The organism is Bradyrhizobium lablabi, assembly GCF_900141755.1.
GTDB lineage: Bacteria > Pseudomonadota > Alphaproteobacteria > Rhizobiales > Xanthobacteraceae > Bradyrhizobium > Bradyrhizobium lablabi_A.
This window is the reverse complement of record NZ_LT670844.1, coordinates 3235422-3257145: the sequence shown is the minus strand read 5'-3', so window position 1 is coordinate 3257145 and position 21724 is coordinate 3235422. Positions and strand designations below refer to the sequence as shown.

Here is a 21724-nt window from a genome sequence, read left to right as displayed (position 1 = left end):
CACGTTGTAACAAGCTGGGCTGGAATTCGCTTGCCTGAAGCCGACACAACCCAGCCGTCGGCCTACGCGGGCTCACGCGAGTATCTCTGTGCGGCCACCACGGCCCTTAACGATAGGCTAAGCGTCAACGCGGCGACACTACCAGCTATCATTGCAGCCGGCATCGCTCGATAGATGGAGCCGCCAATCAATGCTACCATCGACGCGCCGATTGTACCGCCTATGGACTGAATGGCGCCCAGCAATGCTGACGCCGCGCCCGCCTTGTCTCCATAATCGGCCATCGCCATCGAGACCGTAACCGGCAAGGCAAAGCCAAACCCTAGACAAAAGAAAGTGATTGCTCCCAGCAGATATGGAGCCGAGATCGGAATCGATGCCATCGCTATCGAACTCGCTAAGGCAATCAAGGAACCGACACGCACTATCCTCGCCGGCTGAACGCGCGTTGCGGCCCACCTCGCCAGCGAGGCGCCCAATATCGTGCCGCTCACGGCCACGGCCGGAAAACATCCCACCAAAGCCGGACTCAATTGAAGCCCTTTCACGAAGATGGGAGCGGCACTCACCATAAATGCAAACATCGATGCGATCAGGGCTGCAGCAACCATGTTTGGAATAATGAAACTCTTTGAAGTCAGGATACTTTTATAGGTAGCGAAGATTGCTTTGACTTTTATCGGCGCGGCCGGCCCCTTTTTCGTTTCCGGCAGAAGAAGCATGCCGACAAATACAGCGCACCCGTAGATGGCCGCGAATGCGAAGATCGCTCGCCATCCAAGCCATGCAGCAAGAAGGCCGCCAAAAAGAGGAGCAACTGCCGGGGCCAACGAAAAAACCAGTGTTACTCCACTCAACAATCGCGTTAACTGAGGGCCAGAATGGAGATCGCGGGCGATTGCGCGACTCAATATTATTCCCGCGCAGGCGCCAACGGCCTGAAATACACGACCAATAAATAACCAGGAGATCGAGGGCGCTGCGGCAGCGAAGACGCTACCCACAATATAGAGCCCCAGAGCCGGGAAAAGCAGTTGGCGGCGTCCCATCGAGTCGGCGACAGCGCCAATGACCAATCCTGCTATCGCGCCCGTTACCAGCCCCACCGAAACGGTCGTCTGAACTATCTCTGTCCGGACACCTAGGCCATCGGCGATGATTGTTATCGCCGGGATATAAGCCGTGACCGCAAACTCACTAAGCGCGGTCAGTCCGGCCAGCAAGAACAGCGTAGCCTTTGGGGCAGAATTGGGAGCAGTCACTGATCAGTCACTACTTCATTCCTTCGGCCATGTAGGAGCTATCGCCGAATGTTGGTGACGGCGGGAATCGGGAAGGCGGGATATCATGGAGGTGCTTGACGCCGCCACTTCTCCACCGAAGGAGCGATATGCCGTCCCGCAGGATAACGTTATCAAGCTGATTCAGCCAAGACTGTTCGACGATCAACTCACCGAAATCTTGCGCAACGGCGCCCGTGCCCTGCTCGCCACAGCGGTCGAGACAGAGATCGCGGACTTTCTCGGCAAGCATGCCGATTTGAAGACGGAAGACGGAGGCGGAAGACGGCCAGCGGCGGGTGAGCGGTGTGCGGTCCGTCGATCAAAACTCCAGCGGCGCGTTGTCGACGACCTCCTTCATCACGAAAAATGTTCGGGTCTGCCGCACGCCGGGCAGCGCGATCAATTGATCGCCATGGATACGCTTGAAATCCGCGATGTCTTCGGCCCTGATTTTCAGGAAATAGTCGAAGTCGCCCGCGACCAAATGGCAGTCGAGGATGAATTTCAGCTTGGTGACGGCTTTTTCGAACGCCGCAAAACTTTCCGGCGTTGAGCGGTCGAGCACGACGCCGACCATCACCAGCGCGCCGCGCGCGACCTTGTGCGGCGCGATCATCGCGCGGACGTCGTTGATATAGCCTTCCTCGAACAGCACCTGCGTGCGCCGGTGGCAGGTCGCGGGGCTGACGTCGACGAGCTGCGCCAGTTCGGCGTTGCTGAGCCGGCCATTGCCCTGGAGCAGCCGCAGCATCTTCAAATCGATCCGGTCTAGCTCGCGTGACATGGAAGGATCTTCCGTATTTTGATGATAGTTCCGAAGATAGCAGCGGAATAGCCACAATTGCTAGCTAAATTGGGTAATATCTGGAACAACTTCGAGAGCACCTTTCTCGCACAAAATGCTAATTTCCGGGCATCACACCCACTGAAGGGCCCCTCGGATGCTGGAAAAATTCGAACGCTATCCCCTCACTTTCGGACCCACCTATATCGAGAAGCTGGCGCGGCTCGGCGAACATCTGGGCGGCCAGGTCGAGCTCTACGCCAAACGCGAGGACTGCAATTCGGGGCTCGCTTTCGGCGGCAACAAGCTGCGAAAACTCGAATACATCATTCCCGACGCGATCGCCTCCAACGCCGATACGCTGGTCTCGATCGGCGGCGTGCAGTCGAACCACACCCGCATGGTCGCAGCGGTCGCGGCCAAGATCGGCATGAAGTGCCGCCTGGTGCAGGAAAGCTGGGTGCCGCATGAGGACGCGGTCTACGACCGGGTCGGCAATATCCTGTTGAGCCGGATCATGGGCGCCGACGTCGAGATGGTCGACGAGGGTTTTGACATCGGCATCCGGCAAAGCTGGGAAGATGCGATCGCGGATGTGAAGGCAAAAGGCGGCAAGCCCTACGCGATCCCGGCCGGGGCCTCCGTGCATAAATATGGCGGGCTCGGTTATGTCGGTTTCGCCGAGGAGGTGCGGGCGCAGGAGAAGGAGCTTGGCTTTGCATTCGACTATATCGTCGTCTGCACCGTCACCGGCTCGACCCATGCCGGCATGCTGGTCGGTTTTGCCAAGGACGGCCGCGAGCGCAAGGTGATCGGCATCGATGGATCCTTTACGCCGGCGCAAACCAAGGCGCAGGTGCTCGAGATCGCGCAAAACACCGCAAAACTCGTCGAGCTCGGCAAGAACATCGTCGCCGATGATGTCGTGCTGATCGAAGATTACGCCTACCCGGCCTATGGCGTCCCGTCGCAGGAAACAAAAGAGGCGATCCGGCTTTGCGCGCGCCTCGAAGGCATGATCACCGATCCGGTCTACGAAGGTAAGTCCATGCAGGGCATGATCGACCTGGTGAAGAAGGGCTATTTCCCCAAGGGATCGAAGGTTCTCTACGCCCATCTCGGCGGCGCGCCGGCGATCAACGGCTACGCCTATACATTCCGCAATGGCTGAGCGTTGACCCATTTCCTCGTCATGGCCGGGCGTAGCCGTCCGAAGGACGGCGTCGCTTCCGCTCGCCTATGCCCGGCCATCCACGTCTTTCTTGCGGCGATATAGGTAAGACGTGGATGCCCGGGACAAGCCCGGGCATGACGAACTTCTGATGCTCTCCACGGAGCGCAACGATCCAACCCAAGTCGAAACAGTTCTAGAAGCTAAAGCGCGACTTCGGGTGTGAGTTCAGGGCTGACCGGCTGCAGGCCGCCGAACCTTCGTTCGCGTCCGTGGAACGAGGCCAGGGCTTCGGCGAGATCTTCGCCTCCGAAGTCCGGCCACATCCGATCGGTGAAATGCAATTCGGCGTAGGCGCTCTCCCAGAGCAGGAAGTCGGACAGCCGCTTCTCGCCGCTGGTGCGGATCACGAGGTCGACGTCGCGAAGGCCTGGTTCGCCGGTGATCAGATCGGAAAATTTCTCGCGGGTGAGATCGCCTTCGCTTGCGGCGTTTGCCGCGGCCTTGAGGATCGCATCGCGGGCGGAGTAATCGACCGCGATGCGCAGATGCAGGACATCGCCTTTTGCCGTCGCGGCCTCGGCGCGCCCGATCGCATCGGCGATACCGTTGGGCAAGCGATCGCGGCGGCCGATCACGGTGAGGCGAACGCCGTTGCGGACGAGACTCTCGACCTCGCTCGCCAGATAAAACCGCAATAGCGCCATCAGCGCCGTGACTTCCGCCTTCGGCCGGCGCCAATTATCACTCGAGAATGCATAGAGCGTCAGCGTGCCGACGCCCTGGTCGGGCGCAGCTTCAACCACGCGTCGGATCGCCTCGACGCCGGCTTCGTGGCCGCGCAGGCGCGATAGCTGCCGCCGCGTCGCCCATCGTCCATTGCCATCCATGATGATGCCGACGTGAAGCTTTGACTGAGGTTTGGATGAGAGATTGCTTTGCATTACAAAGCGTCCTTTCAAAAAAAGGGGCTCGAGGATTTCGGTCAGGCGGGAAGGATGCGGAGCTTGCCGGCGGCGGTCTCTTCCCTGCCGGCGGCCCTGGCGGCGTCGCGCACCAGCCGCTCGAGCACGGCGAGATATTCGAGAAAGCGGCGGCGGCCGGTTTTCGTCAGCCGGCAAGAGGTGTGCGGCCGGTTGCCTTCGTAACCTTTTGTCACCTCGACCAGTCCTGCTTCCTGCAACACCTGGAGATGGCGGCTGAGATTGCCGTCGGTCAATCCGCAGAGCTGCTTGAGATCGGCGAATGCCAATCCCTTCGGATGCGCCATCAGCGAGGTCAATAGCCCGAGTCTCGCCTTCTCGTGAATCACCCGATCGAGGCCGTCATAGGAAAACGGCGCGCTGTTCGACTCAATCTTCGGCATCGGCTTCTCCGGAGGCGAAATGGAGGATGGCGGCCATCAGGAACTGGCCGAACACGAACGGCAGGCCCATAGTCCAGGGTGACAGCGCGTGGCTCTGGCTCGCAAGCAACAGCGTCGCGAAACCGGCCACGAAATACCAGGCGCCGCCAAGCGCGACGGTGCGCGGCAGCGAGCGGACGGAAGCGAACACCCCGAGGCTGACAAACACTTGCCACAGCCCCGGCAGCATCCACAGCGTCTCCGGTGCGAACTTCCACAACATCGCCGCGAGCGAGGCACCGGCAACGGTCGCGGGAAGAAACTGCTCGACGGCCTGACGCACCATGGCGTCGGCAAGCCCCGAATGGTGCCGGCGCGACCGCGCCTGCATCTCGATCCAGATCATGGCCCCGGACAGCAGCGCCGCCGCTGCCCAGCCGGTGAAAAAGGCGAGCGGATGGCCGGTCGGATCGTCGAGCCAAAGGAATTGCGCCACCGCCGTGACCAGCGCCAAACCGCCGGTGGCTGCGACGGTTTCCGGACCATAGCCGCGAAACGCCGTGCCGGCGGCAATCTGGTTGCGAATGGTGAAGATATCGGCGAGCGCCTTGTCGAGATCGCGCATGTTTCATCCATCCCCAATAACTTTGCAATACAAAGTAAGCGCGATCGCGAATTAAATGCAAGCCCCGCCGTATGACGGCAAGATGCATTTATTGTGCAGGAATTATGGGGCCGCGCTCTTGCCGATTGGAAGGGTGATCTTGATCTATCCCTGATTAAACACTTAATAACCATGTAACTTACCAGCAACAGGCCAAATCCCATGACCGTCCACGAGCGCAACATCTCGGCACCGATCGATCCCGTCAAACTCGAACGTCTCGCCGAAGTGGCCGTCAAGGTCGGGTTGCAGCTCAAGGCAGGACAGGACCTGTTGGTGACCGCGCCCACCGCGGCGCTGCCTTTGCTGCGCAAGATCGCCGAGCATGCCTACAAGGCAGGCGCCGGCCTGGTGACGCCGATCCTGTCGGACGACGTGGTGACGCTGTCGCGCTACCGGTTCGCGCCGGAGGACAGTTTCGACCGCGCCGCCGGCTGGCTGTACGAGGGGATGGCGAAGGCGTTTGACGCCAACACCGCACGGCTTGCCATCGTCGGGGACAATCCGATGTTACTGTCCGGCGAGGACCCCACAAAAGTCGCGCGCGCCAGCAAGGCCAATTCGATCGCCTATCAGCCGGCGTTGCAAAAGATCGTCAATTTCGACGTCAACTGGAACATCATCGCCTATCCAAACGCGGCCTGGGCGAAGCTGGTTTTTCCGGGTGACGAAGAGGATGTTGCGGTGGCAAAGCTTGCCGAGGCGATCTTCGCGGCCTCGCGCGTCGACAATGATGACCCGATTTCGGCCTGGCACAAGCACAATGCCGCGCTGCGCAGCCGGACCGAATGGCTGAGCGGGCAACGTTTCCACGCGCTGCATTATTCAGGGCCCGGCACCGACCTCACCGTCGGGCTCGCCGACGGCCATGAATGGGTCGGCGGCGCCTCGACTTCCAAGAACGGCATCACCTGCAACCCGAACATCCCGACCGAGGAAGTGTTCACCACCCCGCATGCCCGCCGGGTCAGCGGCCATGTCGTCAGCACCAAGCCGCTGTCCTATCAGGGATCGCTGATCGACGGCATCGCGGTGCGGTTCGAAGAGGGGCGCATCGTCGAAGCAAAAGCCACGCGCGGCGAAGAGGTCTTGAACAAGGTGCTGGATACCGACGAGGGCGCACGCCGGCTCGGCGAAGTGGCGCTGGTGCCGCATTCCTCGCCGATCTCGAAAAGCGGGCTGTTGTTCTTCAACACCCTGTTCGACGAGAACGCCGCCTCCCACATCGCGCTCGGCCAGTGCTATTCGAAATGTTTTGTCGGTGGCGACAAGCTGACGCCGGAGCAGATCGCAGCCCAAGGCGGCAACAAGAGCTTTATCCACATCGACTGGATGATCGGCTCGGACAAGATCGACATCGACGGCGTCCACGCCGACGGCCGCCGTGTGCCGGTGTTCCGCAAGGGCGAGTGGGCCTGACGGGTTCAACGACGTTAGAGCGTGATGGTGTTGAGTTGAATCGGTGTACGAGTCCGACTCACCTCTCCCCGCTTGCGGGGAGAGGTCGGATTGCGAAGCAATCCGGGTGAGGGGGGTCTCCGCGCGCACGTATGTTCGGAATTTGCGGAGGCAGCCCCTCACCCCAACCCTCTCCCCGCGAAGTGCGGGGAGAGGGAGTTTCGCCCTCACTTGTCCAAACCAAAGGGATCGTCGACCGAATGGGCCGGCTGGGTGAACCAGCGGGCGCCGTTTTCGGTGATCACCATGTGGTCTTCGAGGCGCACGCCGAATTCGCCGTAGATGCAGATGGTCGGTTCGTTCGAAAAGGTCATGCCGGGCTTCAGTACGGTCTTGTCGCCCTTCACGAGATAGGGCCATTCGTGCACGTCCAGCCCGATGCCGTGGCCGGTGCGGTGCGGAAGGCCGGGCGTGGCATAGCCGGGGCCGAAGCCGGCGCCGTTAATCACGCCGCGGGCGGCGATGTCGATGTCCTCGCAGCGGTTGCCGGGCTTGGCGGCCGCGAAGCCCGCGGCCTGCGCCGCCTTCTCCAGATTCCAGACGTCGCGTTGGCGCTTGGTCGGTTCGCCGAACACGTAGGAGCGCGTGATATCAGAGAGATAGCCATCGACCGGCGCGCCGGTGTCGATCAGGATCATGTCGCCGTCTTTCAGCGTCTGCGGATAGGGGACGCCGTGCGGATAGGCCGTCGCCTCGCCGAACAGCACCGCATTGAACGGCGGATCGCCCTCCGAGCCGAGCTTGCGATGCGCGGCGGTGAGAAACGCCTGCACCTCGGGGGTGGTGATGCCCTCGCGCATGATGCGGGCTGCGGCCTTGTGCGCTTCCAGCGTGATGTTCTTCGCCGTCTGCATCAGCGCCAGCTCCTGCTCGGACTTGATCATGCGGCAACCGGCAGTCACGTCGATGGAATTGATAAAAGTGTAGGCGTTGCCGGCGCGGCGCAGGCCGTCGAAGGTGAAAAACGGCGTCGCCTCATCGACGGCGATCGTGCCAGAGGGATAGCCAAGCGCCCGCACGGTTTCGGTGACGGTCGCGGTCGGATCCTCATCCTCCTCCCAGACCGCGATCTTGTCGCCGAAGGAGAGCATGGTCTTGAGCTTCTCGACCTCGAAGGCCGGCGAGACATAGACGATCTCGCCGCGCGCCGGCAGCACCGCGCTGTGCATGCGCTCGGTGCGGCGGAATTTCAATCCGGTAAAATAGGTCATGCTCGAGGAGACATCGAGATAGAGCGCGTCGATGCCTTTCTCGCGCATGATCGATTGCGCCCGGGCGATGCGCTTGAGCCGCTCATCGACACCGATCGGTGGCACGTCGCCACGCATGTTCTTGAGAGCGGCGAGTTCCGCCTCCGCGGTCGAACCGCCGACACCAACCGTCATCAGAATCCCCTTTCAATCGTCATCGCCGAAACCGGCGCTGTATCAGGATATTCGCGCTCGCAGTCAGCCCGAGCGTCGCGGTCATCAGGACGAACGCGGCGGACGCGCCGAACGGCCAGTTGTTGAGCTGAAATTGTCCGTAAACCAGCGGCGCCATCATCCTGAATTTGGGCCCGCCGAGCAGCACCGGCGTCGCATAGGCGTTCATGCCCAAAATGAACGTCAAGATGGTGCCGGCGAGGATGCCGGGCAGCGACAGCGGCAGCAGCACGCGGCGAAACATCGTCATGGGACCTGCGCCGAGACTGAAGGCGGCCTCCTCGACATTGCGGTTGATGCCTTCGATCACGCTCTGCAAGGTCAGCACCATGTAGGGCAGGTTGACGGCGATGATGCCGGCAACGACGGCGCCCTCGGTATACATGAGCTGCAGCGGCTCGCTGATCGCGCCGAACTGCATCAGGGTGACGTTGAGAAAGCCTTTTGAGCCGAACAGGGTCATCCAGCCGGCTGCGCGCACCGCGTTGCCGACGAATAGCGGCAGCACCACCAGCATGATCAGCACATTCTTGTACCGCGACCGGGTGCGCGCCAGCACATAGGCGAGCGGCAAAGCCATCACCAGGCAAATCACGGTGCAAAGGGCCGCGACCCGCAACGTCGTCCACAGCACGCCGGTGTAATAGGGATCGGCGAAGAATTTCACGTAGTTGTCGAGCGAGAACGTCTCCACCATCATCCGCCGCGGATCGAAACGATTGAAGCTGTAACGCAGCAGGATCGCCAGCGGCACCAGGAGACCGGCGGCCACGAACACCGTCGCCGGTCCGACCAGCGTCGAGGCCGAGAGCAAAGAGGTCGGCGCCTCGTCGGACTGAAATTGCGCTGGAGCGGTCGTGGCCATCGGATCGTCGATGCCCGCTCAGCTCTTGAGCACCTTGTCCCACCATTCCTTGAAGTCGACGTCGTTCTTGTTCATGTAGTCGTAGTCGAGATCGACCAGTTTCTTGACCTCGTCGGAGGTGAAGCCGATGCGCTTGTTGAGATCGGGCGCGACCACGGCGTTGGTGACGGTCGGATTGTAGCCCATGTCGACGGCAAAGGCTTCCTGCGCGCCCTTGTCCAGCATGGCGTCCAGATAGGCGTAGGCGCCGTCCTTGTTGGGCGCGTTCTTCGGAATGACAAAACCCGAAACATAGGCAAGCGCGCCTTCGGTGGGGGTAATGGCGGTGACGGAAATGCCCGCGTTCTGCCATTGCACGACGCGCGCCTTCCACATCACGCCGATGCCGAACTCCTCCGACTTCAGCCCTTGAGCGAACGCCTCGTTGGTCGGATAGATGCGCATGCCGGCGTTCTTGCACTCCAGCAGCAGCTTCTTGCCGGGTTCGAGATCGCCAACCTTGCCGCCGGCGGCAAGCGCCGCGCAGACCATGGTGTATTGGTATTGGATGTCGATGATACCGAGCTTGTTGCCGTGCTTGGGATCGAACACGTCCTTGTAGCTTGTGGGCGCGGTCGTGATCAGCTTCGGATTGTAGACGCCGACCTTGCCGGAATAGATCTGGCCGATACCGTAGGGATATTTCATCGACGGCAGCAGATTGGCCGCGTTCTTCAGCTTGCCGTAGTCGATCGGCAAAATAGTGCCGGCGTCGTGCATCTGGAACATGTTCAGCGCCGAAAGACCCTGCACATCGGACGTGCCGCGCGGCAACCGCACTTCGGCGAGCATCTTTGACCGCCGTTCGGGATCGCCGGCCTGATCCTGCACCACCTCCCAGCCGTCCTTGATCAGGATCGGCACCTCGATATTCTTGTTGAGCAGCCGGGCGTAGTCGCCGCCCCAGGTGCCGACAACGATGCGGCCTTTCCCCTCGGCCGATGCCGCGCGCGGCAGATAGGCCGCGCCGGCCAGTGCCGCTGCGCCGAGCAGTACCTCACGGCGGGATTTTGGCTTGGTCATGGTGATGCCTCCGGGGCGTTGATGGGTTGGCAGAGATATTATGATTGAAACACCCGGCCTGTCGATTTGCTCCAGCCGACATGGACCTGTTCTCCGATCACCGGCAGCGGCGCTTCCGGCCGGTTCTGGATTTGCACGATGACGCGTTCCTTTGGCGACAGGCGGACGTGCAGATCGACCTGCGATCCGAGATAGGAGATGAATTCGACCGTTCCGGGAAAGCAGTTGTCCATCGCAGCTGCCGCCGCCGACATCAGCGCCAGCCGTTCGGGGCGCAGCGCCAGCGATGCGCTGCCGCTGCCGTTGCCTTCGCAGGCGACGATGAGACCGCCGGCCGAGACGAAGCGCCCGGGGCCATCCCGGCGGCCATCGATAAAGGTCGAGCGGCCGACGAAATCGGCGACGAATTTTTCCGCAGGCCGCTCGTAGAGATCCTGCTGCGATCCGATCTGGCGGATCCGGCCCTCGCTCATGACGACAAGGCGGTCAGCCATGGTCAACGCCTCCTCCTGGTCGTGGGTCACCATCACAGTGGTTAGTCCGAGTTTTCGCTGCAATTCGCGGATTTCGACCCGCACCTCACCGCGCAACTTGGCATCGAGATTGGACAAGGGCTCATCGAGCAGCAGCACGTCGGGCCGGAACACCAGCGCGCGCGCCAGCGCGACGCGCTGCTGCTGGCCGCCGGATAATTGCCGCGGCAGCCGGTCGCCGAGATGATCGAGCCGCACCAGGCGCAAGGCTTCCGTGATCTTCGGCGCCATCTCGGCCTTCGGCATCCTGCGCATCTCGAGGCCGAAGGCGATGTTCTCGTTCACCGTCATATGCGGGAACAGCGCATAGCTCTGGAACACGAGCCCGGCGTTGCGTTTCCACGGCGGCAGCGCGGTAATGTCATCCTTGCCGAGGCGCACGCTGCCGGCGGTCGGCTCGACGAAACCGGCGACGATGCGCAATGTCGTGGTCTTGCCGCAGCCGGAGGGGCCGAGCAGCACCAGGAATTCGCCATCGGCGATCTCGAGCGAGACATCGTCAACAGCCTTGAAGTCGCCGTAGGACTTGGTGACGCTACTCAACTGCAGGCGCGCCATCGTCAGACCACACGGCCTATTTTGACGAAGCGATCGGTCAGCAGCATGGCGCCGCCGATAAACAGGATCTGCAGCACCGACACCGCTGCAATCGTCGGGTCGATCTTCCACTCTAGATATTGCAGGATCGCGATTGGCAGCGTCGTGCGCCCGGGACCGACCAGGAACAGGCTCATTTCCAGATTCCCGAACGAGGCGATGAAGCCAAACAAGGCGGCCGCGACGATGCCCGGCAAAATGGCGGGCAGGGTGACGCGCCGGAACGTGGTCAGGCGATCGGCGCCGAGGTTTTGGGCGGCTTCCTCCACGGTGCGATCCATGCCGACGAGGCTTGCCGTGATCAGGCGCACCGTCCAGGGAACGGTGATCAGCACATGGCCGGCGATCAGGCCACTGAGCGAACCGAGGATCGGCCAGCCGGTCGCGATCTCGGCTTCGACATGGAAGACATAGAGCGCGATGCCAAGCACGATGCCCGGCACGATCAGCGGCAGCAGCAAAAGATTGTTCACTGCCTCACGTCCGGCAAAACGCCCTCGCACCAGGCAAACCGCTGCGGGAACGCCGATCGCGAGGCCGATCGATGTCGCGACCAGCGCGACCTGCAGGCTGAGCAGAAATCCCGTGACGAATCGGTCATTGCTGGCAATGGCCCGAAACCATTTCAGCGAATAGCCTTCCGGGGGGAACGACGGAATTTCCTGCGCGAAGAACGCCAGCCAGATCACGAAAAACATCGGCAGCAGGATATACGCTAGCGACACGCCGGCCGCGGCTCGAAGCGCCATGCGGCCGACCATGCGTGATGATGTCCACCCCTGTACGACGATCAAGATAGTCTCTCTACGGGCGCCTAACGATCAATTCAGCCGGTTCTTATGCAAGATCCCTGCCTTCATGATCAGAGAGAGATGTTTGCCTTGATCGCCCAGCAGCGCAAGGTCTTTCAGCGGATTGCCGTCCACAAGGATGGCGTCGGCAAAGGCGCCCGGCTGCAAGGTGCCCACTTTGCCCTTCATACGCAGGATTTCGGCGCCGATCGTGGTCGCCGAGCGGATGATCTCGATCGGCGAGACGACTTCCTGGCGGATCGTGAACTCCTTCGACTGGTCCCAGTGCAACTCGCCGAGCAAATCGCTGCCATAGGCGACGGGGATGTCATGGCGCTTGCAGATCTCGAGCGACTTCAGCCCGCCCTGCAGCACGATTTCGTTCTTGGCGAGGCTTTCGCCGATCATGCCGTACTGGGCGGCCCGGTCTTTCATCGCGTAATAAGTGACGAGGTTCGCAACCAGGTACATGCCCTTTTCCGCCATCAGTCTGGCGGACGCGTCGTCGATCAGATTGCCGTGCTCGATGGTGCGGACGCCAAGCCGCGCGGCGCGGCTGATGGCCTCGGCGGAATAGGCATGGGCGCAGACGTAGCGGCCGAAGGCGGTTGCCTCTTCCACCGCGGCGCTGACTTCGCCATCGGAGAATTGCAAGCTGTCGAGCGGATCGTAGGGCGAGGCGACGCCGCCGGACATCATGATCTTCACATGGTCGGCGCCCTGGCGCATCTGCTCGCGGGCGGATTTGCGGACCTCGTCGACGCCGTCGGCGACGGCGGATTTGAACTGCAGGCCGTTGCAGCAGACGCATTCGCCGCCTCTGTTGGTGCGCCGGCGCGAATCCGAATGGCCGCCGGTGGGGCCGATCGACTGGCCCGCGATAAAAAGCCTCGGGCCGACGATATGTCCGGTTTCGATGGCGGTCTTGATGCCCCAGTCGGCCCCGCCGGTGTCGCGCACCGTCGTAAAACCGCGGTCGAGCATGGCGCGCAATCGCGTCGCCGCACGCGCGGTGATCAGCGTCAGCGGCATCATCTCCATGAAGCGAACATTGACCTCGCTGTGGATGGCATGGACGTGGCTGTCGATCAGCCCCGGCATCAAGGTGCGCTTGCCGCAGTCGATCACGCCAGCTTCGGTGGTTTTGATCGGCGTCGCGCTGAGCTCCTTGACGGTGTCGCCCTCGACCAGCAGCTCGTAGCCGCCGCGAAGCTCGCCGAAGGAAGGTTCGAGCAGTTCGAAATTCCTGAACAGGATTTGCTGGGACATCACTGCAGCCGGTTCTTGTGGAAGCGCCCGCCCTTCATGATCGCCGAAAGGTGCCGGCCTTGGCCCTGTAACAGCGTCAGGGTTTTTAGCGGATTGCCATCGACGACGAGCAGATCGGCGAAGGCGTCCGGCTTCAGGCAGCCGAGCTTGCCCTCCATCCGCACCACTTGCGCGCCGATCGTGGTGGCCGAGCGGATGATTTCGGCCGGCGACAGCACTTGCGCGCGCAGCGCAAATTCCTCCGACTGCGCCACCTGCAACTGGCCGAGCAGATCGGTGCCGTAGGCGACGGGAACGCCGTGGCGCTTGCAAATCTCGAGCGATTTCAGGGCGCCTTCGATGACGAGGTCGTTCTTGGCCAGCATGTCCGAACTCATGCCGTATTCGGCGGCACGCTTCTTCATCTCGAAATAGGTGACGAGATTGGCGACCAGGAACATGCCCTTCTCGGCCATCAGCCTGGCGGAAGCATCATCGATCAGGTTGCCGTGCTCGATGGTGCGCACGCCGGCATGCGCGGCGCGGGTGATGGCTTCCGGCGTGTAGGCGTGGGCGCAGACATAGCGGCCGAAGGCGCGCGCCTCTTCCACGGCGGCCGTCACCTCGTCGACCGAGAACTGCAGGCTATCGAGGGGATCATAGGGCGAGGCGACGCCGCCGGACATCATGATCTTCACCTGGTCGCAGCCCTGGCGCATCTCCTCGCGCACCACGCGGCGGACCTCGGAAACGCCATCGGCGATGCCCATGGCGAAGGTCAGCGCGTTACAGCAGTGGCAGCGCGCGCCCAGATCGGTGCGGCGGCGGCCGTCGCTGTGGCCGCCGGTCGGGCCGATCGCGCGCCCGGCGATGAACAGCCGTGGCCCCGGCAGCAGCCATTTTTCCGTGGCCTCCTTCAGGCCCCAGTCGGCGCCGCCGGTGTCGCGTACGCTGGTAAAACCACGGTCGAGCATCCTGCGCATCAATTCGGCGGCGCGCGCGGTCATCAGCGTCAACGGCACGCTTTCGAGGTTGCGGAGCGCGACCTCCGAGAGCACCACATGCACATGGCTGTCGATCAGGCCGGGCATCAGCGTGCGCCCGCCACAGTCGATGACGCCGGCCTCTGCCAGCTTAATCGGCCCGGCTGATACTTCCTTGATCCTGTCGCCTTCGACGACAAGTTCGTAACCGCCACGCAATTCCCCGGCGTCGGGATCGAGCATCTCGAAATTCTTGAAATGGTGGACGGTCATGGCCGATTCCCAGCTTCGCTTACGCATCGACCGGAATGTCCTATGCCGATGCACAGGCGTCAATGAGCAAACGCCAAGGAAGCGCGCCTGACCGTTATTGCGCCCTGACCATCAGCCGCAGGCTGCTCATCACGCATCCAATCGCGGCGAATCCCGCGCCGAGCACCAGCGCGGTGGTGGCGCCTTCACGGCCGGCGAGGTTAAAGCACAGCGCCGCCAGCGCCGCGCCGGTGGTTTGCCCGGTCAGGCGTGCGGTCGCCACGATGCTGCTCGCGGCTCCGCTGCGGCCGGGAGGGGCGCTGGACATCAGCGCCTTCATGTTCGGGGCCTGGAAAAAGCCGAAGCCGCATCCGCAGATCGCCATCCGCCAGACGATGTCGAGGAGATGCGGATTTGCAGGAAGCATCGCCAACAGCCCCATCCCGACACCAAGCAAAGCGAGGCCGATGCTGCCGAGGATGCCCGCGGGGTAGCGATCGGACAGCCGTCCCGCGATCGGCGCCATCACCGCGACCACCAGCGGCCACGGGGTCATGAAGAACCCGGTCTCGACCTGCGATCTGCCGAGAACGTCCTCGAAATAAAATGGCAGCGAGACGAACGCCAGGCCCTGCACCGCAAACGAGCAGATCGCGGTCGCCGTCGACAGCGCGAACAGCGGCCGGCGAAACAGGTCGATCGGCAGCATCGGCGCCGGATGATCGGCCTGCCGGCGGATCACGATAAAGCCCAGCAGCACGGCGGCGGCAAGTTCGGACAAGACAAGTTCGATCCGCGCGTGATGCGCCGCACTTCCGATTCCCAGAATGAAAAGGCCGAGACAGCTTGCGGCGAGCAGCGCGCCGGGAAAATCGAAGGCATGCGTCGCCCTCGGGGTCCGCGGCAACGTCTTCAGGCCGATCAGCATCGCCGCCACGCCGAACGGGATGTTGACGGCGAACAACCAGCTCCACGGCCCGATCGCCAGGATGCCGGAGGCAATCGTCGGGCCGAGCGTGAAGGCGGTCGCGACCACCATCGCGTTGTTCCCGAAACCGCGGCCCTGCAGGCGGCCCGGATAAACGTAACGAACCAGCGCCGTATTCACGCTCATGATGCCGCTGGCGCCCAGCCCCTGCAGCACCCGCGCGATCAACAGGCTTTCCAATGACCAGGCGCAGGCGCAGAGCAGCGACGCCAGCGTGAACAGCAAGAGGCCACTGAGATAAATCCGGTGATGACCGACGATTTCACCAAGCGCGCCGAGCGGCAACAGCGTTGCCACCAGAGCAATCTGGTAGACGTTCACCACCCAGATGACGTCGGCCGGGCCGACATGCAGATCGGCGGCGATGGCGGGGAGCGCGATATTGGCGATCGCCGTATCGAGCGAGGCCATCGCGAGCGCGGTGAAAATCGCGGCCGCCGCCCATGCCCGGCGTTCCGCCGGCAGGCCATCGACTGCGGCCGGGCGCTCCGCCGAGATTATTTCCGTCGACATTCGAAAAGGCACTCCAGATTGACGCATCATCTAATGCGGATACGCGCCGGCCAGCAGGCGGCTCGTTGCATGCCGCGTATGCGCGCGGAAATGCCGATAAATGCCGGAAATCAAGGCGCCCCTTCGGTCGTGTCCGGGGTTTTAGCCAGCGCGGCGGCATCTCTTTAAATCTTGCCAGCCGAACCGGCATTGCTATATCAGGTCTCTCCCTTTCAACATATGCGAGCCCGACAATGACGACGGATACGATTGCCGAGCACAAGCCATTTCAGGCCGAAGTGGCCGAGCTGTTGAACCTGATGGTGCACTCCGTTTATTCGGAGACCGACATTTTCCTTCGCGAACTGATTTCGAATGCGTCTGACGCGCTTGACAGGCTCCGCTACGAGGCGATCGCAAATCCGGACCTCACCGCCGACGGCGAGCTGCCGAAAATCCGCATCGTGCCCGACAAGAAGGCCGGCACGCTTGCCGTGATCGATAACGGCATCGGCATGGATCGGCAGGAACTGATCGACAATCTCGGCACCATCGCGCGCTCCGGCACCAAATCATTTTTGTCGCGTCTCACGGAGGCCAAGGACGGCGCCGGCCTGATCGGCCAGTTCGGGGTCGGCTTTTACGCTGCCTTCATGGTGGCCGATCGCATCGTCGTCACCAGCCGCCGCGCGGGGGCGGCCGAGGTCTGGACCTGGACGTCGTCGGGAGGCAACGGATTCGATATCGCGCCCGCCACCGATGAAGATGCAAAGCCCATCACGAGGGGCACCGAAATCGTTCTGCACCTAAAACCGGACGCGCAAAAATATCTGGAAGTTTACGAGATCGAACGGATCGTCGGCGCCTATTCCGACAACATCCAGTTCCCGATCGAGCTCAAGCCGGAGGAAGGCGAGCCGCGGCAGATCAATTCGGCGAGCGCGTTGTGGCAGCGGCCGAAATCGGAATTGACGGCGGAAGATTACAAGCAGGCCTACCGTTCGATCGCCGGCGCCTTCGACGAGCCGGCGATGACGCTGCATTATCGCGCCGAAGGCCGGCAGTCCTATGCGGTGCTGTTGTTTGCGCCCTCGACAAAGCCGTTCGATCTGTTCGAGCCGAACCGTAAAGGACATGTCAAACTATATGTCCGCCGCGTCTTCATTGCCGACGATGCCGATCTGTTGCCCGGCTATCTCCGCTTCATCCGCGGCGTGATCGACAGCGAAGACCTTCCGCTCAATATTTCCAGGGAAATGCTGCAGAACAATCCGCAGCTTGTGCAGATCAGAAAGGCCGTCACCGGCCGCGTGATCGGCGAACTGGAATCCTTAAGCGAGAAAGAGCCCGAGACGTTTGCCAAGATCTGGGACGCGTTCGGCCCGGTGATCAAGGAAGGCATCTGGGAGGATTTTGAGCGCCGCGAGAAATTGCTGGCGTTATCGCGCTTCTCTACGACAGCGGGCGAGAAGCGCTCGCTGAAGCAATATGCCGAAAGCCTGAAACCGAACCAGACCGAGATTTACTATCTGGTCGGCGACAGCATCGAGCGCTTGAAATCCAATCCCAAGCTGGAATCGGCCAACGCCCGCGGCATCGAGGTGCTGCTGCTGACCGACCCGGTCGATGCGTTCTGGACCTCGGCGCCGCTCGATTTCGGCGGCAAGCCGCTCAAATCGCTGAGCCAGGGCGACGTCGATTTCGGGCTTGTCCCTTTGCTCGACGATAAAGTGGGCGACAACGAAAAACCTGCCGCCGACGAGGCCGCAACGATCGCCGTGATCAAGGATGCGCTGGGCGAGCGGGTCTCCGATGTGCGGGCCTCGCAGCGGCTCACCACCAGCGCCTCATGCCTGGTGGCGGAAGGCGCGGGGCGGGATCGTGCGCTCGAGCGGTTGCTGGCGCAGCAAAACCGGGGCGCCGTGACAAAACCGATCCTCGAGATCAACATGCGCCATCCCCTCGTCGCCGCCATCGCCGGCGGGAAAGACGAGGCGCGCGATCTGTCGCTGCTGCTGTTCGAGCAGGCGCAGATTCTCGACGGCGAGTTGCCGGAGGATCCGGCCGCGTTCGCCAACCGGCTCAATCAATTGGTGCTGCGCGGCTTGCCGTTGAAGGGCGGCGAAACCGGCTAATGTAATTTCCCTCGTCATGGCCGGGCATAGCCGTTCAAAGGACGGCGTCGCTTTCGCTCGCCTATGCCCGGCCATCCACGTCTTTCTTGTGGCGATACTGGCAAGACGTGGATGCCCCGGGACAAGCCCGGGCATGACGAATTCTGATGCTCTGCACAGAGCACGACGGTTCACCCAAGTCGAAATAGTGCTAGAGGCGGAGATCGGAATCGAACAGCAGCTTGCGGTCGACGGGCGGAATGTAGATTTCCTGAAAATACGCGACCTCGCCTTCCCCGGTATAAGCGGTCGCCTCGAGAACGAGATGCGGCCGCCAGCCCAGCTGTTTCTTCGGATTATCGTCGGTGCGAACGATCGTCTGCACGATGCGCGTGATTGGCATTCCCAACTCGCGCAACATGATCAGCTTGAAATTGGCGCTTTCCGCGTCGTTGCGCGCCCGGTTGAGGAGTTTCCGGGTGATTGCTTGCGGGGCGAAGAACCGGCTGAAGACTTCAAATTCATGGTTGATCGAGATGACGCGATCGATCCGGGCCACCTTCACTCCCGATCCAAACAGTTCGGTCCAGCGCCTCTCGGTGCGCACCTGCTGATGTCCGACGAGGTGAGGGTAGACCGGCAGTATAGTTCCGTCGTCGCCGAGGAAGCGGCAATGCCGGGGTTCGGCCATCTGCCGCTGGATCGGTGCGATGAAGCTGCCGCGGCCGCGCGAACGTACGACGACGCCGTCCTGCACTAATTGCCCGTAGGCCTTTTGAATCGTCCCTAGACTGTAGGGAAGCAGCTTGGAGAGTTCGGCTTCGGTCGGCAGACGCATTCCGGGGATCGCCTCCCCACTGGTGATGGCGCCGAGAATCGCATCGCGCAGAATCTGATATTTCGGGCCGGTGGCCGCGTGCGCGGCCGCTACCCGCGCCTGAATGCTATCGATCATTGTCGCTGTTCGGCCTGCTTCGACATGGCATCACTTCAACTGGAGATGGGTGATGTCGACAATCCCGGCATATTTCGCCGCCTCAGTGCGGATGAAGGCACGAAATTCGGCCGGCGTGTCGCCCACCGGGACCGCGGCCTGGCTCGCCAGAATTTTCTGGACCTGTGGATCGTTCAGCGCGTCGATCGAAGCCTTGTGCAGCCGGTCGAGAATCTCCGGCGGCGTGCCGGCGCGCGCCAGCAACCCGAACCAGTTGGTGAAATCGAAATCCTCAAAACCCTTGACCTCGGCCAAGGCGGGAATGTCGGGAAATTGCGGCGAGCGCTGTTTGCTGGTGACGGCGATCGCCTTCAGCATGTGCGATTGCAGGAACGGCACCACCGGCGGCATGCCGGAAATCGTGAGCTTGACCTGGCCGGACACGGCGTCGGTGACCGCGGGCGCGGCCCCCCGATACGGCACATGCACGAGCTTGGTGTGCCGCAGGGCGTTGATGTATTCGCCGGCGAGGTGATGCGAACTGCCTATACCCGGCGTCGAGAAATCAACCTGCTCGCCCTGCGCAAGTTTGATGAATTCTTCCGGCGTCGAGGCGGCGAAGCTCGGATGCGCGGCCAGTACCAGCGGCGTCCAGGCCAGTAGCGTGATCGGCGTCAGGTCGTTGAGCGGATCGTAGTTCATGTCCTTGAAGAGATTCTGATTGAGCGCGACCTCCGCCGGCGAGGCGACGAGCAGCAGATATCCGTCCGGCGCCGATTTCGCGACAGTCGCAGCGCCGATCATGCCACTGGCGCCAGACTTGTTCTCGACCACGAAAGATTGGTTGAAGATATCGCCAAGCTTCTGCGCCAGCACGCGTGCGATCGTATCGGCGCCGCCGCCGGCGGGATACGCCACGATCACATGCACCGGCCGCTGCGGCCATTGCTGCGCCCATGCGGGCGCAGAACCGAACAGCAACAACAGGCAGAACGACAGAAATCGCAACATGGCATTTCCCTCGCCGGCTTGTGATTGGTGCTCGCTGCGATCACCCGCCGATGTTGAGTGTAGCCCGGTTCTGGGTTGCATACTACAGAGTAATATACTATGCAGTAATCCCGATCGCGCTGGCCGGGAGAGATGCAATGAAGGCGAAGAACCTGCTGATCCTGATGTCGGACCAGCACAGCCGCGCGCTGATGGGCTGTTACGGGCACAAGCTCGTGTCCACTCCCCACCTCGACGCGCTGGCGGCGCGCGGCACCCGCTTTACCGATTGCTGGACGCCGTCGCCGGTCTGCGTCCCCGCGCGCGCCTCTTTTGCCACCGGCAAATACATTCACCAGATCGGATATTGGGACAACGCCGATCCCTATGACGGCTCGGTTCCGAGCTGGCATCACCGCCTGCGCGATGCCGGCCACCAGGTCGTGTCCGTCGGCAAGCTTCACTTTCGCTCGGATGACGATGACAGCGGATTTTCGGAATCGATCGTTCCGATGCAGGTCATCGAGGGCAAGGGCGATCTGATGGGCCTGATCCGCGACGACCTGCCGGTGCGCGGCGCGGCCTACAAGATGGCGCGCATGGCGGGGCCGGGCGAGTCGCCCTACACCCAATATGATCGGGAGATTGCGGCGCGCGCGCAGGTCTGGCTGCATCAGGAGGCGCCGAAATATCAGGACAGGCCGTGGGTGCTGTTCGTCTCGTTCGTGGCGCCGCATTACCCGCTGACGGCGCCGCCGGAGCATTACTTCCGCTATTTCAACGATCCGAAGCTTCCGATGCCGCGCTTTTACCAGCAGGACGAACGGCCGACCCACCCCTTCGTGCGCGACTATGCGGCGTCCTTTAATTTCGACGACTATTTCAAGACGCAAGAAGACATCCGGCGCGCGGTTGCGGGTTATTACGGCCTCTGCAGCTTCATGGACGAACAAGCCGGCAAGGTGCTCAATGCGCTCGCCGACGCCGGGTTATCGAATGACACGCGCGTCATCTATACCAGCGATCACGGTGATGCGCTCGGCAAGCGCGGCCTGTGGGGCAAATCGACACTTTACGAAGAGACCTGCGGCGTGCCGCTGATCGTCGCCGGCGAGGGCATTCCCAAACGGCACATCGTCGATACGCCGGCCAATCTCGTCGATATCTATCCCTTCATCATCGACTGCGTCGGCGAAAGCGGGCGCGGCATGATCGATGCCGATCATCCCGGCGTATCGCTGGCGCGGCTCGCCGATGGCGAGAAACCGCAACGCACGGTATTGAGCGAATATCACGGCATGGGATCGACCACGGGCGCCTTCGCGATCCGCCTCGGCAAATTCAAGTATGTGCATTATGCGAAATATCCGCCGCAGCTGTTCGATCTGGCCGCCGATCCCGAGGAAGTAAAGGATCTTTCCGCCGAACCGCAATTCGCCGAAGTTCTCGCGCAATGCGAAGCCGCGCTGCGGGCGATGCTTTCCCCGGAAGATGTCGACGCCCGTGCCAAGAAACGTCAGGCCGAACAGTTGCAGCGACATGGCGGACGCGAGGCCGTCATCGCGCGCGGCGATCTTGGTTTCTCGCCGCCTCCAGGTATTCGGGCTGAATTCCACTGAACAGGGTTTTTCCGCGAGCTGAGGGTTAGGCCCATGCATCTCTTTCGCAAACTGCTGCTCTCGCTGATGACGAATGTACTCGGGTTCTTCGGGCGATCGTCCTATCATGCCGAACGCCATTACATGC

The 21724-nt window shown here is 62.1% G+C and carries 19 protein-coding genes and 1 pseudogene; 5 read left to right on the top strand and 15 right to left on the bottom strand.

The window, feature by feature from the left end; translation table 11 throughout:
* Nucleotides 1-62: 62 nt before the first annotated feature.
* On the bottom strand, nt 63-1223 hold the full coding sequence (locus B5526_RS15100; RefSeq protein ID WP_172842049.1) for an MFS transporter: 1161 nt from the start codon (nt 1221-1223) through the stop codon (nt 63-65).
* Between the two features lie 124 nt (nt 1224-1347).
* Here B5526_RS15100 and B5526_RS15095 point away from each other — a divergent pair.
* Nucleotides 1348-1566 (top strand): annotated as a pseudogene (locus B5526_RS15095) (hypothetical protein); the annotation flags it as partial.
* 36 nt (nt 1567-1602) lie between these two features.
* On the opposite strand, the gene B5526_RS15090 reads toward B5526_RS15095, so the two are convergent.
* Entirely contained in the window at nt 1603-2067 is a 465-nt protein-coding gene (locus B5526_RS15090; protein ID WP_079545012.1) for an Lrp/AsnC family transcriptional regulator, read from the bottom strand.
* Between the two features lie 157 nt (nt 2068-2224).
* Between B5526_RS15090 and B5526_RS15085 the strand changes: the two genes are divergently transcribed.
* A complete protein-coding gene (locus B5526_RS15085; protein ID WP_079539144.1) occupies nt 2225-3238 on the top strand; it encodes a 1-aminocyclopropane-1-carboxylate deaminase in 1014 nt (337 codons plus the stop codon).
* 203 nt (nt 3239-3441) lie between these two features.
* On the opposite strand, the gene B5526_RS15080 is transcribed toward B5526_RS15085, so the two are convergent.
* From B5526_RS15080 to B5526_RS15070, 3 genes are read right to left on the bottom strand one after another with little or no spacing between them, the layout of a single operon-like run.
* Nucleotides 3442-4182 carry a di-trans,poly-cis-decaprenylcistransferase gene (locus B5526_RS15080; RefSeq protein WP_079539142.1) on the bottom strand — a complete coding sequence of 247 codons (741 nt, stop codon included), beginning with the start codon at nt 4180-4182 and terminating at the stop codon, nt 3442-3444.
* A gap of 41 nt (nt 4183-4223) precedes the next feature.
* Nucleotides 4224-4604, bottom strand: a complete 381-nt coding sequence (locus tag B5526_RS15075) for a transcriptional regulator (protein ID WP_079539141.1) — start codon at nt 4602-4604, stop codon at nt 4224-4226.
* The gene (locus B5526_RS15070) at nt 4591-5208 is read right to left on the bottom strand and encodes a hypothetical protein (protein ID WP_079539139.1); all 618 of its coding nucleotides are present in this window, start codon (nt 5206-5208) and stop codon (nt 4591-4593) included. Before B5526_RS15070 ends, B5526_RS15075 begins: the two co-directional genes overlap by 14 nt.
* Nucleotides 5209-5409: 201 nt before the next feature.
* Between B5526_RS15070 and B5526_RS15065 the strand changes: the two genes are divergently transcribed.
* Nucleotides 5410-6666 carry an aminopeptidase gene (locus B5526_RS15065; RefSeq protein WP_079539138.1) on the top strand — a complete coding sequence of 419 codons (1257 nt, stop codon included), beginning with the start codon at nt 5410-5412 and terminating at the stop codon, nt 6664-6666.
* 206 nt (nt 6667-6872) lie between these two features.
* On the opposite strand, the gene B5526_RS15060 is transcribed toward B5526_RS15065, so the two are convergent.
* The 8 genes from B5526_RS15060 to B5526_RS15025 all read right to left on the bottom strand — a co-directional run bounded on the left by B5526_RS15060 (nt 6873) and on the right by B5526_RS15025 (nt 15961).
* Nucleotides 6873-8090: a M24 family metallopeptidase gene (locus tag B5526_RS15060; protein WP_079539136.1), complete on the bottom strand. Its 1218-nt coding sequence runs from the start codon at nt 8088-8090 to the stop codon at nt 6873-6875.
* Nucleotides 8091-8109: 19 nt separating this feature from the next.
* Nucleotides 8110-8994: an ABC transporter permease gene (locus B5526_RS15055; protein ID WP_079539134.1), complete on the bottom strand. Its 885-nt coding sequence runs from the start codon at nt 8992-8994 to the stop codon at nt 8110-8112.
* 18 nt (nt 8995-9012) lie between these two features.
* Nucleotides 9013-10056 (bottom strand): ABC transporter substrate-binding protein, encoded by a 1044-nt coding sequence (locus tag B5526_RS15050; protein WP_079539133.1) that lies wholly within the window; start codon nt 10054-10056, stop codon nt 9013-9015.
* A 38-nt stretch (nt 10057-10094) separates the two neighbouring features.
* Complete coding sequence (locus B5526_RS15045) at nt 10095-11132, bottom strand: ABC transporter ATP-binding protein (protein WP_197688438.1); 1038 nt, start codon at nt 11130-11132, stop codon at nt 10095-10097.
* A 17-nt stretch (nt 11133-11149) separates the two neighbouring features.
* Nucleotides 11150-11980 carry an ABC transporter permease gene (locus B5526_RS15040; RefSeq protein WP_244562298.1) on the bottom strand — a complete coding sequence of 277 codons (831 nt, stop codon included), beginning with the start codon at nt 11978-11980 and terminating at the stop codon, nt 11150-11152.
* Nucleotides 11981-12007: 27 nt separating this feature from the next.
* Nucleotides 12008-13246, bottom strand: coding sequence for a metal-dependent hydrolase family protein (locus B5526_RS15035; protein WP_079539128.1), 1239 nt, complete (start codon nt 13244-13246; stop codon nt 12008-12010).
* Complete coding sequence (locus tag B5526_RS15030) at nt 13246-14481, bottom strand: metal-dependent hydrolase family protein (protein WP_079539126.1); 1236 nt, start codon at nt 14479-14481, stop codon at nt 13246-13248. Before B5526_RS15030 ends, B5526_RS15035 begins: the two co-directional genes overlap by 1 nt.
* A 94-nt stretch (nt 14482-14575) precedes the next feature.
* Nucleotides 14576-15961 carry an MFS transporter gene (locus B5526_RS15025; RefSeq protein ID WP_079539124.1) on the bottom strand — a complete coding sequence of 462 codons (1386 nt, stop codon included), beginning with the start codon at nt 15959-15961 and terminating at the stop codon, nt 14576-14578.
* A gap of 233 nt (nt 15962-16194) precedes the next feature.
* On the opposite strand from B5526_RS15025, the gene htpG reads away from it, so the two are divergent.
* The gene (gene htpG, locus B5526_RS15020) at nt 16195-18075 is read left to right on the top strand and encodes a molecular chaperone HtpG (protein ID WP_079539122.1); all 1881 of its coding nucleotides are present in this window, start codon (nt 16195-16197) and stop codon (nt 18073-18075) included.
* A gap of 190 nt (nt 18076-18265) precedes the next feature.
* Here the strand turns inward: htpG and B5526_RS15015 are convergent, their stop codons facing one another.
* Both B5526_RS15015 and B5526_RS15010 read right to left on the bottom strand, forming a co-directional pair.
* Nucleotides 18266-19009, bottom strand: coding sequence for a GntR family transcriptional regulator (locus B5526_RS15015; RefSeq protein ID WP_079539120.1), 744 nt, complete (start codon nt 19007-19009; stop codon nt 18266-18268).
* Between the two features lie 30 nt (nt 19010-19039).
* Entirely contained in the window at nt 19040-19999 is a 960-nt protein-coding gene (locus tag B5526_RS15010) for a Bug family tripartite tricarboxylate transporter substrate binding protein (RefSeq protein WP_172842048.1), read from the bottom strand.
* A 137-nt stretch (nt 20000-20136) separates the two neighbouring features.
* On the opposite strand from B5526_RS15010, the gene B5526_RS15005 reads away from it, so the two are divergent.
* Entirely contained in the window at nt 20137-21597 is a 1461-nt protein-coding gene (locus B5526_RS15005; protein WP_079539117.1) for a sulfatase-like hydrolase/transferase, read from the top strand.
* The last annotated feature ends 127 nt before the right edge of the window (nt 21598-21724 follow it).